Annotated in this window: 16 protein-coding genes; 15 read left to right on the plus strand and 1 reads right to left on the minus strand. The window is 41.0% G+C overall.

The genetic code is table 11. The features are described from left to right. The first annotated feature begins 12 nt into the window (after positions 1 to 12). From AJGP001_RS07580 to recO, 7 genes are all read left to right on the plus strand, one after another. The gene (locus tag AJGP001_RS07580) at positions 13 to 972 is read left to right on the plus strand and encodes a PhoH family protein (protein WP_078080341.1); all 960 of its coding nucleotides are present in this window, start codon (positions 13 to 15) and stop codon (positions 970 to 972) included. 179 nt (positions 973 to 1,151) lie between these two features. Further along, on the plus strand, positions 1,152 to 3,272 hold the full coding sequence (locus tag AJGP001_RS07585) for an HD family phosphohydrolase (RefSeq protein WP_071154372.1): 2,121 nt from the start codon (positions 1,152 to 1,154) through the stop codon (positions 3,270 to 3,272). A gap of 10 nt (positions 3,273 to 3,282) precedes the next feature. Continuing rightward, positions 3,283 to 3,768, plus strand: a complete 486-nt coding sequence (ybeY, locus tag AJGP001_RS07590) for an rRNA maturation RNase YbeY (RefSeq protein ID WP_281251064.1) — start codon at positions 3,283 to 3,285, stop codon at positions 3,766 to 3,768. Then, positions 3,755 to 4,108, plus strand: a complete 354-nt coding sequence (locus AJGP001_RS07595) for a diacylglycerol kinase family protein (RefSeq protein WP_058385561.1) — start codon at positions 3,755 to 3,757, stop codon at positions 4,106 to 4,108. Before ybeY ends, AJGP001_RS07595 begins: the two co-directional genes overlap by 14 nt. A gap of 19 nt (positions 4,109 to 4,127) precedes the next feature. Next, positions 4,128 to 4,538 carry a cytidine deaminase gene (locus AJGP001_RS07600; RefSeq protein WP_058385560.1) on the plus strand — a complete coding sequence of 137 codons (411 nt, stop codon included), beginning with the start codon at positions 4,128 to 4,130 and terminating at the stop codon, positions 4,536 to 4,538. Continuing rightward, on the plus strand, positions 4,522 to 5,439 hold the full coding sequence (era, locus tag AJGP001_RS07605) for a GTPase Era (protein WP_058385559.1): 918 nt from the start codon (positions 4,522 to 4,524) through the stop codon (positions 5,437 to 5,439). The genes AJGP001_RS07600 and era overlap by 17 nt, the downstream gene beginning before the upstream one ends. A 12-nt stretch (positions 5,440 to 5,451) precedes the next feature. Then, positions 5,452 to 6,234 carry a DNA repair protein RecO gene (gene recO, locus AJGP001_RS07610; RefSeq protein WP_058385558.1) on the plus strand — a complete coding sequence of 261 codons (783 nt, stop codon included), beginning with the start codon at positions 5,452 to 5,454 and terminating at the stop codon, positions 6,232 to 6,234. Positions 6,235 to 6,471: 237 nt separating this feature from the next. Here recO and AJGP001_RS07615 read toward each other — a convergent pair whose 3' ends face one another. Then, positions 6,472 to 7,848, minus strand: coding sequence for a glycine--tRNA ligase (locus tag AJGP001_RS07615; RefSeq protein WP_058385557.1), 1,377 nt, complete (start codon positions 7,846 to 7,848; stop codon positions 6,472 to 6,474). Positions 7,849 to 8,173: 325 nt separating this feature from the next. On the opposite strand from AJGP001_RS07615, the gene ccpN reads away from it, so the two are divergent. The 8 genes from ccpN (at position 8,174) to AJGP001_RS07655 (ending at position 16,635) form a co-directional block, all read left to right on the plus strand. Next, positions 8,174 to 8,812, plus strand: coding sequence for a transcriptional regulator CcpN (gene ccpN / locus AJGP001_RS07620; protein WP_058385556.1), 639 nt, complete (start codon positions 8,174 to 8,176; stop codon positions 8,810 to 8,812). A gap of 10 nt (positions 8,813 to 8,822) precedes the next feature. Beyond that, positions 8,823 to 9,629 carry a pyruvate, water dikinase regulatory protein gene (locus AJGP001_RS07625; RefSeq protein ID WP_058385555.1) on the plus strand — a complete coding sequence of 269 codons (807 nt, stop codon included), beginning with the start codon at positions 8,823 to 8,825 and terminating at the stop codon, positions 9,627 to 9,629. A 199-nt stretch (positions 9,630 to 9,828) separates the two neighbouring features. Continuing rightward, positions 9,829 to 11,628, plus strand: a complete 1,800-nt coding sequence (dnaG, locus tag AJGP001_RS07630) for a DNA primase (protein WP_071154373.1) — start codon at positions 9,829 to 9,831, stop codon at positions 11,626 to 11,628. 33 nt (positions 11,629 to 11,661) lie between these two features. Beyond that, positions 11,662 to 12,816, plus strand: a complete 1,155-nt coding sequence (gene rpoD, locus AJGP001_RS07635; protein ID WP_058385553.1) for an RNA polymerase sigma factor RpoD — start codon at positions 11,662 to 11,664, stop codon at positions 12,814 to 12,816. 153 nt (positions 12,817 to 12,969) lie between these two features. Beyond that, the gene (locus AJGP001_RS07640) at positions 12,970 to 14,109 is read left to right on the plus strand and encodes an acyl-CoA dehydrogenase (protein WP_078080342.1); all 1,140 of its coding nucleotides are present in this window, start codon (positions 12,970 to 12,972) and stop codon (positions 14,107 to 14,109) included. Between the two features lie 263 nt (positions 14,110 to 14,372). Continuing rightward, the gene (cccA, locus tag AJGP001_RS07645) at positions 14,373 to 14,759 is read left to right on the plus strand and encodes a cytochrome c550 (protein ID WP_071154374.1); all 387 of its coding nucleotides are present in this window, start codon (positions 14,373 to 14,375) and stop codon (positions 14,757 to 14,759) included. A gap of 63 nt (positions 14,760 to 14,822) precedes the next feature. Further along, on the plus strand, positions 14,823 to 15,536 hold the full coding sequence (locus AJGP001_RS07650) for a tRNA (adenine(22)-N(1))-methyltransferase (protein WP_058385550.1): 714 nt from the start codon (positions 14,823 to 14,825) through the stop codon (positions 15,534 to 15,536). Next, positions 15,523 to 16,635 (plus strand): Nif3-like dinuclear metal center hexameric protein, encoded by a 1,113-nt coding sequence (locus AJGP001_RS07655; protein WP_078080343.1) that lies wholly within the window; start codon positions 15,523 to 15,525, stop codon positions 16,633 to 16,635. The genes AJGP001_RS07650 and AJGP001_RS07655 overlap by 14 nt, the downstream gene beginning before the upstream one ends. The last annotated feature ends 219 nt before the right edge of the window (positions 16,636 to 16,854 follow it).

Here is a 16,854-nt window from a genome sequence, read left to right on the forward strand (position 1 = left end):
AGGAGCGTCCACATGACAGAAAACAACTTACTAGAACTACATGTGAAAGACCCAAATGAAGCGGTTCAACTGCTCGGGATCTCAGATAGTCATTTAACATTAATCGAAGAAGCTTTTAACATTCAAATTATTACCCGCGGTGAGGTCATCAAGTTATCAGGTTCTGAAGAAGGCAAGCAAACGGGGAAATTATTAATAGAACAGTTATTGCGGGTTATACGCAAAAATATTAACATCAATCAGCGAGATATTATCTCTGCTATTGAAATGGCTAAAAGTGGCACAATCGAATATTTTGCCGAACTTTACGACGAAGAAGTGGCGCGCAACGCTAATGGCAAGTCTATTCGGGCAAAAACAATAGGTCAGCGTCATTATATTCAAGCTATGCGTAGCAAGGATTTGGTTTTTGGAATTGGTCCTGCTGGGACAGGTAAAACGTATTTAGCCGTCGTCATGGCAGTTCAGGCGCTTAAAAATGGTCAAGTAAAGAAAATTATTTTGACACGGCCTGCTGTGGAAGCAGGGGAAAGTCTTGGTTTTTTACCAGGAGATTTAAAAGAAAAAGTAGATCCTTATTTGAGACCACTCTATGACTCTTTACACGATGTGTTGGGTCTTGAGCAAACAAATCGCTTTATCGAACGCGGAACGATTGAAATTGCTCCTCTTGCTTATATGAGAGGTCGTACACTTGACGCAGCATTTGTTATTCTTGATGAAGCGCAAAATACCACAAAGGCACAAATGAAAATGTTTTTGACGCGGCTAGGTTTTGACTCGAAAATGATCATTACCGGTGACAAAACACAGATTGATTTGCCGCGTGGGGCTGAGTCAGGGTTGATTGCAGCAGAAACCATTTTAAAAGATGTTCCAACTATTCATTTTCAGTATCTTGAAAGCGGAGATGTGGTTCGTCATCCACTTGTAGCAAAGATCATAGATGCCTACGAAAAACAGCCGATATAATTAAATGTAAAAGATGCAGGGGCGAAAATCCCTGCATCTTTTTTAGCATTTTTTTAAAAAGGACTCACAACCTATTATTTCTCATAAATATGGGGATAATTTCAAATTTTTAGAAAAACACCGTGAAATCTATTTCTTTACTTGTTATGATGGAAATAGGAAATGTGGGGTGTACTGGCATGCGTCAAAGAGTACAAGAAATCTTTGAGAAATTGGGTTACCGGAAAATAATGATGGCTGGCATCTTGTTGACTGGCATAATCCTATATGCTTGTTTAATGGACTCTGTCCAAAGCGATACATACGATATCCAACTGTTTCAACTATCGACTGAAACCATTCGTTCGGAGAAAACAGTCGAGGACCCGGTTAAGACGGAAATTGAGCGGCAACGACTTACTGAAGAAGTAGCCCCAAGCTATCAATTTATGGATGAGATCGTCGATAATCAAATAGCCTTAATCGATTCGCTGTTTGGTTATTTGTTAGACGTAAAAGCTGCGCCTGAAAAAGGACAAGAGAAACTTTCTCGTGACGCTATGATTGCGAAACTCACGGAAGATCTGCGCTTACTGGAAACTAGTGAAAATGGTCTACGTTTAACAGATGACATGTTGGAGTCTTTAGTGTCTCTTTCAGACGATAGTCTTATTAACATTCAAGAACAGTTAGATGGGGTGTTAACATCCTATTTAAACGAACCAATACGAGTAGAAGAAGTGGCACGTAGTCGTACTGAAATTGAGCAGGAAATTCGCCAGAATCAACAAATTCCAGATGAGGTTGTTCAAGCGGCAGTAACCATTGGACGATTTGGTATAATTGCCAATGAATTGGTTAATGAAGAGCTCACAGCGAATCAAATAGAACAGGTGCGCAACAGCGTGGAGCCCACTCGTATTTTACAAGGACAAGTTCTTGTTCAAGAAGGTCAAATAGTAGATCGAGAAGTTTATCGACAATTAGAACTAGCGGGCATGACAGAAGAGCAACAGAATTATAAACCGTTGCTTGGTTTGTTGGTTTTTGTCATCATTACTACAGGTCTCTTGCTGTCCGTTATCTTTCGGTCGCAAAGGGATGATAAAGGCAAGGTCACTGAGATGCTTGTCATACTAATAGCTGTTACCATCTCGTTGCTGTTGATGAAATTATTATCAGCAGTCGGTGAAAATTTCGATTTGGTGATTTCATTTATTTTTCCTACGGCATTAGCTGGTATTCTTGTTCGTTTGCTCGTTAACGAACGGGCCGCTGTGTTTGTCACGATTTTGGTCAGTGCAGCAGCAGGAATTATGTTGCCAAGCGGCTATTCGTCTTCGTTGCAAGTGGACATTGCTTTTTATATTTTATTTGGAGGATTAACTGCGATTTATTTAATTGAACGAGATGGTGGCAGAGGGCGTCTGTTGCAAGTTAGTTTAGCGGTAGCTGGAGCTAATGTGCTTTTTGTCGCTTTTTACCTATTGATTGGCCAAACACAGTATAATTGGACAGAGATCGGCTTTTATTTTACGGCAGCGATTGTATCGGGGGTATTATCGGGTGCGCTAGCCATTGGTTTCTTGCCCTTTTTTGAATCGGTATTTGGTATGTTATCAACGATGCGTTTGATCGAGTTGTCAAATCCGAATCATCCGTTACTAAAGAAAATTTTGACAGAAACACCGGGTACGTATCATCATAGCCTTATGGTTGCCAATTTGGCGGACGCTTCTTGTGAAGCGATTGGAGCGAATGGACTGCTTGCGAGAGTTGGTTGTTATTACCACGATATCGGTAAAACAAGATATCCGCAATTTTTTATCGAAAATCAAGTGAATATCGAAAATCCACACGATCGTTTGCCACCGGAAAAAAGTCGAGATATTATTCTAGCGCACGGTGTGCAAGGAGCTCAAATATTGAAGAAGTACAAAATGCCGAAAGAAATCGTTGATGTGGCAGCGCAACACCATGGCACGAGTCTTTTGAAATTTTTCTATTATAAGGCCAAAGACAGCGATTCAGATGTTGAAGAAGAGTCGTACCGATACGTAGGACCAAAACCCCAAACAAAAGAAATTGCCATTATTTGCATAGCAGATAGCTTAGAAGCAGCAGTTCGCTCAATGAAAGAGCCAACATCAGAAAAGATAAAAAAATTGGTAGATGCCATAGTAGAAGATAAACTAAAAGATGGGCAATTTGAAGAATGTGATTTATCGCTAAAAGAGCTGAAAACGGTAAAAAAAGTAATGTGTGAAACGCTGAATGGCATTTTCCATTCTCGTATTGAGTATCCGAAAGAACCTAATTGATAGGAGGACTATTATGATAGCGATTGATTTTATGGATGAAACAGAAACACTAAAACAACCAGAATTGGATTTTGTGCAAAACATACTGGAGCATGCAGCTAAAGAAGAAGCGGTAGGAGAATCGGAGGTATCGGTAACATTTGTTACAGATGAAATGATTCGCGATATTAACCGTGAATACCGGGGGAAAGACCAACCGACGGATGTCATTTCTTTTGCTATGGAGGAATTAGGTGAAGGTGAAACGGCCATCATCGGTTCATCAGAGCCGCGTATGCTTGGAGATATTATTATTTCACTCGATCGTACTAAAAAACAAGCAACAGATTATGGCCATTCGTTTGAACGAGAGCTTGGCTTTTTGGCGGTTCATGGCTTCTTGCATTTGCTCGGCTATGATCATTTGACAGAAGAAGATGAAAAGAAAATGTTTTCTCGTCAAGATGCCATTTTGCTGTCACTTGGAATTACGCGTGACTCGAATGATGATGCGTAAGTTTTTACGCTCTTTTCGATTTGCAACAGCAGGCATAGTGACTGCTTTCAAGCGAGAACAAAACATCAGATTTCATTTGATCGCAGCGATCATCGTGGTACTTGCTGGCTGCTTGACAAGAATATCTCATGTGGAATGGTTCGTTGTTATTTTATTAATCGCAGGGATGCTTGCATTAGAAATGGTGAATTCAGCCATTGAACGCGTAGTTGACCTAGCGACAACCGATTTCCAGCCACTTGCTAAGCAGGCCAAGGATATGGCGGCAGGTGCAGTTTTGGTATTTGCCGTGGCAAGTGCTATAATTGGTTTACTAATATTTCTACCCAAATGGTTTTAAATTCGCAGAGGTGATTAAAATGGAAAAAGAACAATTGATGGAGCAAGCGATAAAAGCACGCGGCAATGCCTACGTACCTTATTCGAAGTTTCCTGTCGGCGCAGCATTACTGACAGCTGAAGGCAAAGTATATGTGGGTTGTAATATTGAAAATGCCGGTTATTCGTTAACGAACTGTGCAGAGCGCACAGCGGTTTTTAAAGCGGTGTCTGAAGGCGACAAGAGCTTTGTGGCATTAGCTGTTTCAGCCGACACTTCAGGTCCTGTATCGCCGTGTGGCGCGTGTAGACAAGTGTTAGCTGAGTTCTGTCCGCCAGATATGCCAGTTTACTTAACAAATTTAAAAGGTGACGTCCAGGAAACAACAATTAGCGAATTGCTTCCCGGCGCATTTTCAACGGAGGATTTAAAATATGCAGCCAGAGAATAACGGTTTCAAATCAGGATTTATTTCAATCATCGGTCGTCCGAACGTCGGCAAGTCGACATTCCTTAACCGCGTTGTAGGTCAAAAAATTGCCATTATGAGTGACAAGCCTCAAACGACCAGAAACAAAGTGCAAGGCGTTGTGACGACGAATGACAACCAAATGATTTTTATTGATACGCCAGGCATTAACGAACCGCGTCATAAATTAGGCGATTTTATGCTGAAAGTAGCAAAAAATACGTTCCGAGAAGTTGACGTTTTATTGTTTGTAGCAAGTGGTGTCGACCGCGTTGGTAAAGAAGATCGCTATGTACTGGATATGTTAAAAGGCATTGATGTACCGGTGTTTCTAGTTCTTAATAAAATCGACCAAGTACACCCTGATAATTTACCGAAAATTATCGAGTCGTACAGCAAAGAATTTGACTTCGCTGAAGCAATTCCGATTTCAGCGCTAGAAGGCAATAATGTGGAGACTTTGTTGGCAAAAATTAGCGAACGTCTTCCAGAAGGACCGCAATATTATCCAGCAGATCAAATTACAGATCATCCAGAACGCTTTATCATTTCTGAGCTTATCCGTGAAAAGGCTTTGCATTTAACGCGCGAAGAAATTCCGCATTCGATTGCTGTGGTCATTGAAAAAATCGCACCCGATTCCGAAAATAAAGACATGATTCGTATACAAGCAACAATTATGGTTGAGCGTGATTCTCAAAAAGGCATCGTTATCGGTAAAAAAGGTGTTTTGCTCAAACAAATTGGTACACGTGCCCGTCAAGATATCGAAAACTTGCTTGGGTCAAAAGTGTATTTAGAACTTTGGGTTAAAGTGCAAAAAGATTGGCGTAACAAAGCCATGCATTTACGTGATTTTGGCTTTAGAGAAGACGAATACTAAGGAGTCCTTCCCATGCAAAGCCAAGTAGAGGGAATTGTCATTCGTACGATGCCTTACGGCGAAACTAATAAAATCGTCACTTTGTTTACGAGAGAAGCAGGGAAAATTACTTGTATGGCAAGAGGTGCAAAAAAACCCGCTAGTCGCTTAGCGGCCATTACGCAGGTTTTTACTCATGGAACATTTTCTGTTTACAAAGGAAGAGGCATGGGTACCTTGCAAGCAGGGGATCCGCTAGAATCGTTGCGGCATATTCGAGAAGACATTATGTCGACTGCGTACGCTAGTTACGTCACTGAATTGATTGATCGACTAACTGAACAAGATGAGTCACAACCTGCAATTTTTGATATGCTGTTCCAGGCGCTTCATGCAATTGATGAAGGCTACGACCCTGAAGCTATTACTTTGTTTGTGGAATGGAAAATGCTCCAGACAGCAGGCTTAACGCCGACGCTTCATCAATGTGCTAATTGTGGAGCGACAGAAGGAGAATTTGCATTTTCATTTCAAGAACTCGGATTTCTTTGTCATCGTTGTTTTCATATCGATCGCTACATTATTCGTTTGAGTCCAGCGTTAGTGAAGTTGATTCGCACCTTTTACTTTGTGCCAATTGACCGTGTAGGCTCCTTAACGTTGAAAAAAGAATCCAAGAGCTTGCTGAAACAAATTGTTCGTACAATTTATGAGGAAAAAGCAGGGATTCGCTTAAAGTCACGAAAATTTCTCGAACAATTAGAACGAACACCAGAATTTTTACCTAAAAAAGAAGAGCTGCCAAAAGACGAATAGTCTTTTGAGCAGCTCTTTTTTGAAAGGAATAAGTCACGTCGGCTATTAAAAAAAATAAAGAAGTGGTGGAATAGACTCAGTCCACCACTTCTTTTGGAACTTCCGCTTTTCCGTGTCTAGCTTCACCGGCCAGCTCTTCGGGTCATAAGCCAATCAGGTTGTGCGGCTGAAAAGACGCCGCTTCACCAGATCGTCTTATGCCTGTCAGAGCTAAATGGCCGTTTCCGCTTTTCTTACTTAAAACTGAATATGCTTTTCGATATATGCTTGTACTTCAGCAATTGGCATACGTGTTTGCTCCATTGAATCACGGTGACGTACTGTAACTTGACCGTCTTCTACGGAATCAAAGTCGTATGTGATACAGAAAGGTGTGCCAATTTCGTCTTGGCGACGGTAACGTTTACCGATCGATTGCGACTCGTCGTAGTCTACCATAAAGTGCTTAGCTAGGTCAGCAAACACGCCTGTTGCGCCTTCTGCTAATTTTTTAGATAACGGAAGAATTGCTGCTTTGTAAGGAGCTAAAGCTGGGTGGAACTTCAACACTGTGCGTTTGTCGTCGTTTTCAAGTGCTTCCTCTGTGTAAGCATCTACTAAGAAAGCCAGTGTAACGCGGTCAGCTCCAAGAGATGGCTCGATGCAATAAGGCACAAAACGTTCGTTCGTTACAGGATCGATGTAATTAAAATCTTCTCCTGAATGTTCCATATGGCGTTTCAAGTCAAAATCGGTGCGATCTGCAATTCCCCAAAGTTCGCCCCAGCCGAATGGGAATTTGTATTCGATATCCACAGTTGCGTTTGAGTAATGTGAAAGTTCATCTTCGTCATGCTCACGCAGGCGCATATTGTCTTCAGTCATATCCAAGTTCAGCAACCAGTTTTTGCAGAAATCGCGCCAGTAAGCGTACCATTCCAAATCTTCACCAGGCTTGCAGAAAAATTCAAGTTCCATTTGTTCAAATTCACGTGTCCGGAACGTAAAGTTACCAGGTGTGATTTCGTTCCGGAAACTTTTACCGATTTGTGCAATACCAAACGGCATTTTTTTGCGCATTGAACGTTGAACGTTTTTGTAGTTAACGAAAATTCCTTGAGCTGTTTCTGGACGTAAAAAGATTTCATTTGTTGAAGCTTCAGTAACGCCTTGGAAAGTTTTGAACATTAAATTGAATTGACGGATGTCCGTATAATCTTGTTTGCCACATGTTGGACATTTTACTTCGTGTTCTTGAATTAATTCTGCCATGCGATCAAAAGATAATCCATCCACGATCAATTCAATGCCTTTAGCATCTAATGCATCTTCGATTAATTTGTCCGCACGGTGGCGAGTTTTACAGCTCTTACAGTCGATCATTGGGTCGTTAAAGTTACCGACATGCCCAGAAGCTACCCACGTTTTCGGGTTCATCAAAATAGCAGCGTCAAGTCCTACGTTATAAGGAGATTCCTGAACGAATTTTTTCCACCATGCTTTTTTAATATTGTTTTTCAGTTCAACGCCAAGTGGCCCATAATCCCACGTGTTCGCTAATCCTCCGTAAATTTCAGAGCCCGGGAATACAAAGCCTCTGTGTTTTGCTAATGCTACTACATCTTCCATTGACATAAAATTACCTCCATAAAATAAAAAATCGCACTCGTCCTCGGACATGTCTCCATGTCCGAGGACGAGTACGTTAAGACCCGCGGTTCCACCTCGATTGACTGCAAAAGACAGTCCACTTTAAAATAACATTGGCTCTGGATCACCGTTTCCTGTAGATGCAGGCTTCCACTATCCCTGCTCGCTTTAAGTTACAGTACTTATCTATCCGTCATTGCCTCTATATGAGTTCGTTCATATTGTACCACGGCAATGTTTTCTTCGCAATATCACGTTCATTAGTATATAATAATTGATATTGAGTATAACATATATATATTTTGAGGCGGTGAGTCCAATCGAACTCAATAAACGACAAGAGGAAATATTGCAAATCGTTAAAGGCAACGGACCGATTACTGGCGAACAAATAGCGGATCGCTTGAGTTTAACTAGATCGACGTTACGACCTGATTTAGCCATCCTGACTATGGCAGGCTTTTTAGATGCCCGTCCCCGTGTTGGCTATTTTTATTCGGGTAAAAAACCAGGGCAAGACGTAACAGATACGATGAACAACATGAAGGTCAAGGATTTTCAGTCGATTCCGGTTGTTGTTAGAGAAGATGTTAGTGTTTACGATGCCATTAGCCAAATGTTCTTGGATGATGTTGGAACACTTTTTGTGGTAGATAAAAAATCGTATTTGTCTGGTGTGCTGTCGAGAAAAGATCTACTGCGTGCAAGTTTAGGGAGTCAAAATCTAACGAGTATTCCTGTACATATTATTATGACGCGTATGCCCAACATCACTTATTGTGCAAAAAATGAGTCTTTAATCCAAGCGGCACATCGGTTGATTAATCAGCAGATTGATGCCTTGCCAGTAGTAGAAGAACAGCCAGATGGCTTTAAAGTTGTCGGCAGATTAACAAAAACGAATATTACTCGTGCGTTTTTATCACTATCTGAAAACCACGATTTGTGAGGTGTCAATTATGAATTCACTCCGATTGTTCATTGTTTCCGATTCGGTCGGTGAAACAGGCGAACTCGTCGCAAAAGCGGCAATCAGCCAATACTTAAATGCAGATCAAAATGCGGTATTGAAACGATTTCCTTACATTGATTCGATCGAGCATTTGCAAGAGATTATTAAATTGGCTGTCGCCCAACAAGCTTTTATCGTTTATACGTTAGTTTCACAAGATTTGAGAGATTATATGCAGGTAGAAACTGCTAAATTTCGTGTAACAGCAGTCGATCTTATGGGTCCTCTCTTGGATGCGCTAGCACAAGAACTAAATGCAAGACCTCTACAAGAAGCCGGTTTGGTTCGGAAACTAGACGATGACTACTTCAAAAAAGTCGAAGCTATTGAGTTTGCAGTTAAATATGACGACGGACGAGATCCGCGAGGCATTTTAATGGCCGATATCGTTTTGGTCGGGATTTCTAGAACTTCTAAGACGCCGTTATCCCAGTACTTGGCGCACAAGCGGCTGAAAGTTGCAAACGTACCATTGGTGCCAGAAGTTGACCCACCGGAAGAACTTTACCACGTAGATCCAAAAAAATGCTTTGGTTTGATTATCTCACCGGATAAGCTCAACCACATTCGTAAAGAACGATTGATTGCTCTTGGGTTAAATGATGATGCTAATTATGCGAAAATTGATCGAATTCACGAAGAAATCGATCATTTTCATAAAGTGGTCGATCGCATTGGCTGTGAAATAGTAGACGTAACAAATCGGGCTGTCGAAGAAACGGCTAATTTAATATTAAGCAAACGCCAAAAATGATTTTGGAAAAACTCCCTCTATGGGCGGTTTTTCTTTCTTTTTTTGTGGATTTTTTAATAAAAACGTTTTATAATGAAGAATTGTGGCTAAAGCTTACTAGTGGATAAAATAGTTTGCTTTATCTTTTTGTCGAAAAATGAAGGATTTTGTCTTTACATCACGAATTAAAGTAGTTAAGCAAACAAAGATGGTGAAAATAATGTCCAATCGAGTTCCTGAAGAAGTGATCGAAAAAATCCGATCTAGCACAGATATTGTGGATGTCGTCGGTGAGTATGTTCAGCTAACAAAAAGGGGCAGAAATTGGTTCGGCCTTTGCCCTTTCCATGGAGAAAGTACACCATCTTTTTCTGTTACTGCCGATAAGCAGATTTTTCATTGTTTTGGTTGTGGAGCTGGTGGCAATGTCATCACTTTTCTGATGGATATTGAAAATTTAACGTTTCAGGAAGCTTTATCGAGACTGGGAAATCGCTCAGGTATAGATGTCGATATACAGTCGCCTGCTGAATCGGGTCCCGTGCAATCAAAAAGCGATCACCAATTGGTTCTGATGCACGAGTTTGCTGCGGACATGTACCACCATATTCTATTGAATACAGAAGAAGGCCAAGCAGCGCTGGACTATTTGGAAAATAGGGGCTTTACTCGAGAAATTATTGAGAAAAACAAAATTGGCTGGTCGCTTCCGGAATGGAATTACATGGCATCTGCCTTAAAGCGAAAAGGCTTTAGCGAAGAAGAGCTAGAAGCAAGTGGATTAGGCATTCCTCGTGAGCAGTCAAGCGGCTATTTCGATCGATTCCGTGGTAGAATTATGTTCCCTATCATGAACGAAACAGGTAAAGTGATTGCCTTTTCGGGAAGGGTTCTTGAGCACACTAAACAAGAAGCCAAATACATGAACAGCCCAGAATCTCCGATTTTCCAAAAAAGCCAAGTGCTCTATAATGTGCATCATGCAAGAAGTGCCATCCGTAAAAATCGGAAAATCATTTTGTTTGAAGGGTTTATGGATGTTATTGCAGCGGGTAAAGCAGGAGTCGATAATGCTTTAGCAACTATGGGTACTTCACTTACTGCCCAGCATATTCGGCAAATGAAACGCTTTGCCCAAGAAGTCGTCATTTGTTTTGATGGCGATGACGCAGGCTGGGAAGCTGCCAAAAGAGCAGCAATTTCCTTGAATGAAGAAAACTTCAAAGTGGAAGTAGCTGTTCTGCCAGGTAAAATGGACCCTGATGATTTTGTTCGTGAAAATGGTGCAGAAGCCTTTAAAGAACAGATTATTGGAAAGCCTCATGCATTTATTGCATTTGCGATGATGCATGCCCGAAGGCATAAGAATTTTCAATATGAAAATGACTTATTGCAATACATTCAGGAAGTGCTACAACTGTTGGCTGGTAGATCTTCGCCTTTAGAGCGAGATTTATATATAAAGCAATTATCAGTAGAAACTGGATTATCTCAGGAAGCTATCCTGCAGCATTACCGAAAGTTAGAAAACAAAACAATTGAGCGTAACCGACCTGAACCGTCGGTAGTAAAAACCGCTAAAAAAGCACCCAAACAGGTTACATCACTGCACAGAGCGGAACGGATGTTGTTGTCACATGCTCTAGCAGATCCATCAGTTATGGAAAAGTTAGTAGTTGAAGACAATGACATTCCATTTATCAGTGAAGAATTTCGGGCGCTGTATGTTCAATTGCTCGGTTTTTATGAGGAATGGGATAAAGCAGATTTTCACAAGTTTTTAGAGACGCTTCAAGATACAGAACTCCGTAAACTAGTTATGGAAACGGCCTTATCTGAACGCGATCCGGAACACGCGGATGAAGAAATTTCCGATTGTTTAAAGCACCTGCACAAACATCGGGTCGAACAGCAAATCAATCTGAAAATCCAGCAATCAAAAGAAGCGGAAAAACAGCATGACTTAAAGCGCGCTTTACTTCTTGCTCAAGAAGTGATTGCTTTACGCAAATCACTATAAGTTAATTCCGGTTTTTTTAAAGGAGGAAGTCAAATGGCCGAGAAATCTGAACGCCAAACTGAAGTTGAAGCAAGCAATGTTCCATTGACTACTGAAGGTCCGGAAGCGACTGTGGAAGAAGCAAAAAAACAGCTAATCGAAACAGGTAAAAAAACCGGAGAACTCAATTACGAACAAATTGCTGATAAATTAGCGGTTTTCGAAATGGAATCCGATGCAGTAGAAGAGTTTATTGACCAATTAGAAGGTCACGGCATCGAATTAGAACGTAAATCTGATGATGAAGAACATTTGGATCGTTTGATGAAACCGACAGAAGATAAATTCGATTTAAATGATTTAAGCGTACCACCTGGTGTTAAAATCAATGACCCTGTCCGCATGTATTTGAAAGAAATCGGACGCGTTGATCTGCTAAAAGCAGAAGAAGAAGTTCGCTTAGCGAAATTGATTGAACAAGGTGACGAAGAAGCTAAAAAACGTCTTGCTGAAGCCAACTTGCGTCTAGTTGTGAGTATCGCAAAACGCTATGTTGGTCGCGGCATGTTGTTTTTGGACTTGATCCAAGAAGGAAACATGGGCTTGATCAAAGCAGTAGAAAAATTTGATTACTCTAAAGGATTTAAGTTCAGTACGTATGCAACGTGGTGGATTCGTCAGGCTATTACCCGTGCCATCGCGGACCAAGCGCGTACCATTCGTATTCCGGTTCATATGGTTGAAACCATTAACAAATTGATTCGTGTTCAACGTCAATTGTTGCAAGATCTTGGTCGTGATCCTTCTCCAGAAGAAATCGGCGAAGAAATGGATTTATTACCAGAAAAAGTTCGGGAAATCTTGAAAATTGCTCAAGAACCGGTATCATTAGAAACACCAATCGGTGAAGAAGATGATTCGCATTTAGGTGACTTTATCGAGGATTCAGATGCCCAATCGCCTTCTGATCATGCAGCTTATGAATTATTAAAAGAGCAGTTAGAGGATGTTTTAGACACATTAACGGATCGAGAAGAAAACGTCTTACGTCTTCGCTTCGGCTTAGATGACGGTCGTACACGGACGTTAGAAGAGGTAGGCAAAGTATTTGGCGTAACGCGTGAGCGAATTCGTCAAATCGAAGCAAAAGCTTTGCGCAAACTGCGCCACCCATCGCGCAGCAAGCGGTTAAAAGATTTTCTTGAATAAATAAAACAGCTAGAGTCACATTCCGATTTTTTTCGGAATGTGACTCTTTTGTTGATACTAAAAAAGGAATTAAGGTTAACGCTTGAACTTGTCTTAATTTTCCCTATATAATGAAAGTTGTAAGCGTATTCAAAACAAAGGGGATGTACACAAATGAATTTCGATTTAACACAAGAACAACAGATGATCAAAAAGACAATCAAGGAATTTGCTGATAAGGTAGTAGCACCAGGCGCTATTGATCGTGACCGTTCAAAAGCGTTTCCGACTGAAATCTTTAAACAGCTGTCTGACATGGGGATGATGGGCTTACCGTTTGATGAGAAATACGGCGGATCTGGAGCGGATACTACTAGCTTTGCTATTGTGACAGAAGAATTAAGTCGTGCCTGTGCATCTACCGGAATTACTTATTCTGCGCACATTTCACTTGGTGGTGCACCACTGAATTTATTTGGAACGGAAGACCAGAAAGAAAAATACTTGACGCCCATTTGTACGGGTGAGTCATTTGGCGCTTTTGGATTGACTGAACCAAATGCGGGATCCGATGCTGGAGGAACAGAAACCCGTGCGGTAGAAGATGGCGACGACTGGGTAATTAGTGGTTCCAAAGTTTATATCACCAATGCCAGTCACGCGAAACATTTAGCCATAACAGCCATTACGGGGATGACTGATGGCAAAAAAGAAATCAGTGCCATTATCGTACCCACAGACGCAGAAGGATTTACCATTATCGATAATTACGAAAAAATGGGCCTGCATTCTTCTAATACAACAGAACTAGTGTTAGATAACGTCCGCGTACCGAAAGAGAATCTATTAGGCAAGCGTGGAGATGGCTTTAAACAGTTTTTAGTAACATTAGATGGCGGACGTATCGGTATTGCAGCTATGGCTGTAGGCATTGCGCAAGCGGCTTTTAATAAAGCGCTGGCTTACTCAAAAGAACGCAAACAGTTTGGTAAAACCTTATCTGAGTTCCAAGTAACTCAGTTTAAACTCGCCGACATGGCAATGAAAATTGAATTGGCACGTAATATGGTCTATAAAGCAGCCTGGTTAAAAGATCAAGGACGTCCATTTACTAAAGAAGCTTCGATGGCAAAATTGTATGCTTCTGAAATTTCGATGGAAGTGGCTGATGAAGCTATTCAAATTCATGGGGGCTACGGCTACATGAAGGAATATGAAGTTGAACGCTATATGCGTGATGCGAAGTTATTAGAAATCGGCGAAGGGACTTCAGAAATTCAACGTATGGTCATTGCGCGTCAAATTGGGTGCTAAAGAACAATTTTTGAGTCCTGTTCCGTACGGGGCTTTTTTTCTTAATAAGAAACTGCTTTTAAAGATTTTGTGAAATAAGAATTTCTCGAAAATTCATGAAAAATCTATCTCTAACAGCAACAAGCAAAAATTAAATTACCGTTTTTGTCACAAACGAGGAAAAGTTATCTGTTAAGACTTTTCGTTTCATTGATAATACAGTACAATAATGAATGATACGAATAATATCATCAAGCAGAACTTAGTAGAGGGAGGGGTAACGGATGCAAAAAAATGCAATTGTACCTTATATCTTAATCATGGCGTTCGGTATTGGTTTAATTTTCTTCTTGTCAGTACAAGGAGTGGGTGACGAAGCTGAAATCGCAGAAGAAAATGCAACAGAAGAAAGTGGCGGAGAAGCTGCTGAAGGCGAAGGCGGAGAAACAGCTGAAGGAGATTTCGATCCTGAAGCAACTGCACAAGCTAACTGTATCGCTTGTCACGGTTCAAGCTATGAAGGCGGAGTAGGTCCATCACTAGTGGCTACTGAACTTCCACAAGAAGACATCGAAAATATTTTAGTCAACGGTAAAGGCACTATGCCAGCGGGTCTCATTGAAGAGGCGAACGCAGCGGCAATGGCTGAGTGGGTATTGTCACTCGAATAGCATCTGAAAAACCCTTAGTTCTTTTAGAGCTAAGGGTTTTTCTGTTACATTAGGAGGATCTGGATGAATGCACAACAATTATCGCATCGGTTAACAAGAGTTGCCCATTATGTACCTCAAAACGCAGTCGTAGCCGATATTGGCAGCGATCATGCATACTTACCTTGTTATTTAGTATTAACTGGCGTAGTGAATAAAGCCGTTGCAGGAGAAGTCGTCAAAGGACCCTTTGAATCGGCACAAAAACAAGTTCAACAAGAACAATTAGCGGAACAAATTGACGTCCGGCTAGCAAGTGGTCTTGATGCAATCGATGTAGAAGATGGCATTACAACCGTCACCATTGCAGGTATGGGCGGCCCGTTAATTTGTTCGATATTAGAACAAGGCAAAGAAAAACTAGTAGGTATCGAAAGATTAATCTTACAACCAAATGTTCACGCGAAAGCAATACGTGATTGGGCTATAGTAAATGGCTGGGACATTGTAGAAGAAGAAATACTAAAAGAAAATGAAAAAATTTACGAAATAGTGGTGCTTGAAAAAACGGAAGCCGTCATTTTTTGGACGCCACAGCAATTATTGATGGGTCCTGAGCTACTAAAAAATCAAACCGTGATTTTTGAAGAAAAATGGATGCGTGAAAGTGCACAATGGAAAAAAATTGTAGCATCAATGGAAGCCACTGCACAAACACTCGAAATTATTGAAAAGAAACAGGAATTAGTGAAAAAAATACAATTGGTAGAAGAGGTGTTGCAACGTGAAAATTCCTAACGGTCACCAAATTATTGAGGAGTTTGAGAAATGGTCTCCTAAATATTTGGCCATGGAAAACGATCCGATTGGTTTGCATGTAGGAACGTTAAACAAAAAAATCGACCGTGTATTAGTAACATTAGATGTGAACGAAGAGGTCGTGGACGAGGCAATAGCCAAAGGCGCAGGATTGATTATTGCACATCACCCCCCCATATTTCGACCAATGAAAAACTTGCAGACAGATTTTCCGCAAGGGCGTTTAATGGAAAAACTAATAAAATCGGATATTGCCGTATACGCAGCACATACAAATCTGGATGTGGCTATTGGCGGCGTTAATGATTTATTGGCGGCATCACTCGGTTTACAAAACACGAAAGTATTAGTGCCAACTTATGAAGAAGAATTGGTGAAAATTGCAGTGTTCGTCCCGGAAACTCACGAAGAAACTGTTCGTGAAGTCTTTATTAAAGCTGGAGCTGGAACGATTGGCGATTACGAAGGATGCAGTTATACCTTATCTGGGACAGGGCGCTTTCGTCCGACTGCTAAAGCGAAGCCATTTATTGGAGAAGCAGGTGAAATGGAAGTAACCGCGGAATCGAAAGTAGAAGTCGTGGTTCGCAAAAACGAAAAAGACCGTGTCATCAAAGCAATGCTTGCTGCACATCCGTATGAAGAAGTGGCATATGATGTCTTTGTTTTAGAAAACAAAAGAGTAGTAATGGGACTTGGACGTGTAGGAACGCTTGTAGCACCTATGACTTTAGTAGAATTCGCCAATTGGACAAAACAGCAATTGGATGTTTCGTCTCTACGCATCGTGGGAGACCCAGACGCTGTTATTAAAAAGGTGGCGGTACTCGGCGGAGATGGCAATAAATACTTCCAACAAGCTAAGCGTGCTGGAGCGGATGTCTATGTCACAGGTGATATGTATTTCCATACGGCTCAAGACGCACAAGCCATCGGACTAAATATTGTCGATCCTGGCCATCACGTAGAAAAAGTGATGATTCAAGGCGTTGTCGACCATATGTCTAAACAGCAACCTACTTGGCAATGTGAGTTTTTGTCGTCACAAATAAATACAGAACCTTTTCGATTCATCTAAAAAGCAGTGGCCGCGGCCACTGCTTTTTTATATAGGTCTCTTTTTAAAATTTATACGAAGTAAAAATAGAGTTGCCTCATAAGTTTAGTTGAATTGCGTTCATTCGTTAAATGTTTTTCTAATTTTACGAACGCCTTTTAATAATTACATTTAGAAAACTGATTCTACTAAGACTAACTATGGGTAATCAAAAAACACTTAAATATCTCAAGCGCTCCA

The sequence above is a fragment of the Planococcus faecalis genome, from assembly GCF_002009235.1.
Classification (GTDB): domain Bacteria; phylum Bacillota; class Bacilli; order Bacillales_A; family Planococcaceae; genus Planococcus; species Planococcus kocurii.

What these genes read in the sequence shown, in the direction of transcription:
- AJGP001_RS07580 (WP_078080341.1), top strand. Translation starts at nt 13, where the DNA reads ATGACAGAAAACAACTTACTAGAACTACATGTGAAAGACCCAAATGAA.
- AJGP001_RS07585 (WP_071154372.1), top strand. Translation starts at nt 1,152, where the DNA reads ATGCGTCAAAGAGTACAAGAAATCTTTGAGAAATTGGGTTACCGGAAA.
- AJGP001_RS07595 (WP_058385561.1), top strand. Translation starts at nt 3,755, where the DNA reads ATGATGATGCGTAAGTTTTTACGCTCTTTTCGATTTGCAACAGCAGGC.
- AJGP001_RS07600 (WP_058385560.1), top strand. Translation starts at nt 4,128, where the DNA reads ATGGAAAAAGAACAATTGATGGAGCAAGCGATAAAAGCACGCGGCAAT.
- era (WP_058385559.1), top strand. Translation starts at nt 4,522, where the DNA reads ATGCAGCCAGAGAATAACGGTTTCAAATCAGGATTTATTTCAATCATC.
- recO (WP_058385558.1), top strand. Translation starts at nt 5,452, where the DNA reads ATGCAAAGCCAAGTAGAGGGAATTGTCATTCGTACGATGCCTTACGGC.
- AJGP001_RS07615 (WP_058385557.1), bottom strand. Translation starts at nt 7,848, where the DNA reads ATGTCAATGGAAGATGTAGTAGCATTAGCAAAACACAGAGGCTTTGTA.
- AJGP001_RS07625 (WP_058385555.1), top strand. Translation starts at nt 8,823, where the DNA reads ATGAATTCACTCCGATTGTTCATTGTTTCCGATTCGGTCGGTGAAACA.
- dnaG (WP_071154373.1), top strand. Translation starts at nt 9,829, where the DNA reads ATGTCCAATCGAGTTCCTGAAGAAGTGATCGAAAAAATCCGATCTAGC.
- rpoD (WP_058385553.1), top strand. Translation starts at nt 11,662, where the DNA reads ATGGCCGAGAAATCTGAACGCCAAACTGAAGTTGAAGCAAGCAATGTT.
- AJGP001_RS07640 (WP_078080342.1), top strand. Translation starts at nt 12,970, where the DNA reads ATGAATTTCGATTTAACACAAGAACAACAGATGATCAAAAAGACAATC.
- cccA (WP_071154374.1), top strand. Translation starts at nt 14,373, where the DNA reads ATGCAAAAAAATGCAATTGTACCTTATATCTTAATCATGGCGTTCGGT.
- AJGP001_RS07650 (WP_058385550.1), top strand. Translation starts at nt 14,823, where the DNA reads ATGAATGCACAACAATTATCGCATCGGTTAACAAGAGTTGCCCATTAT.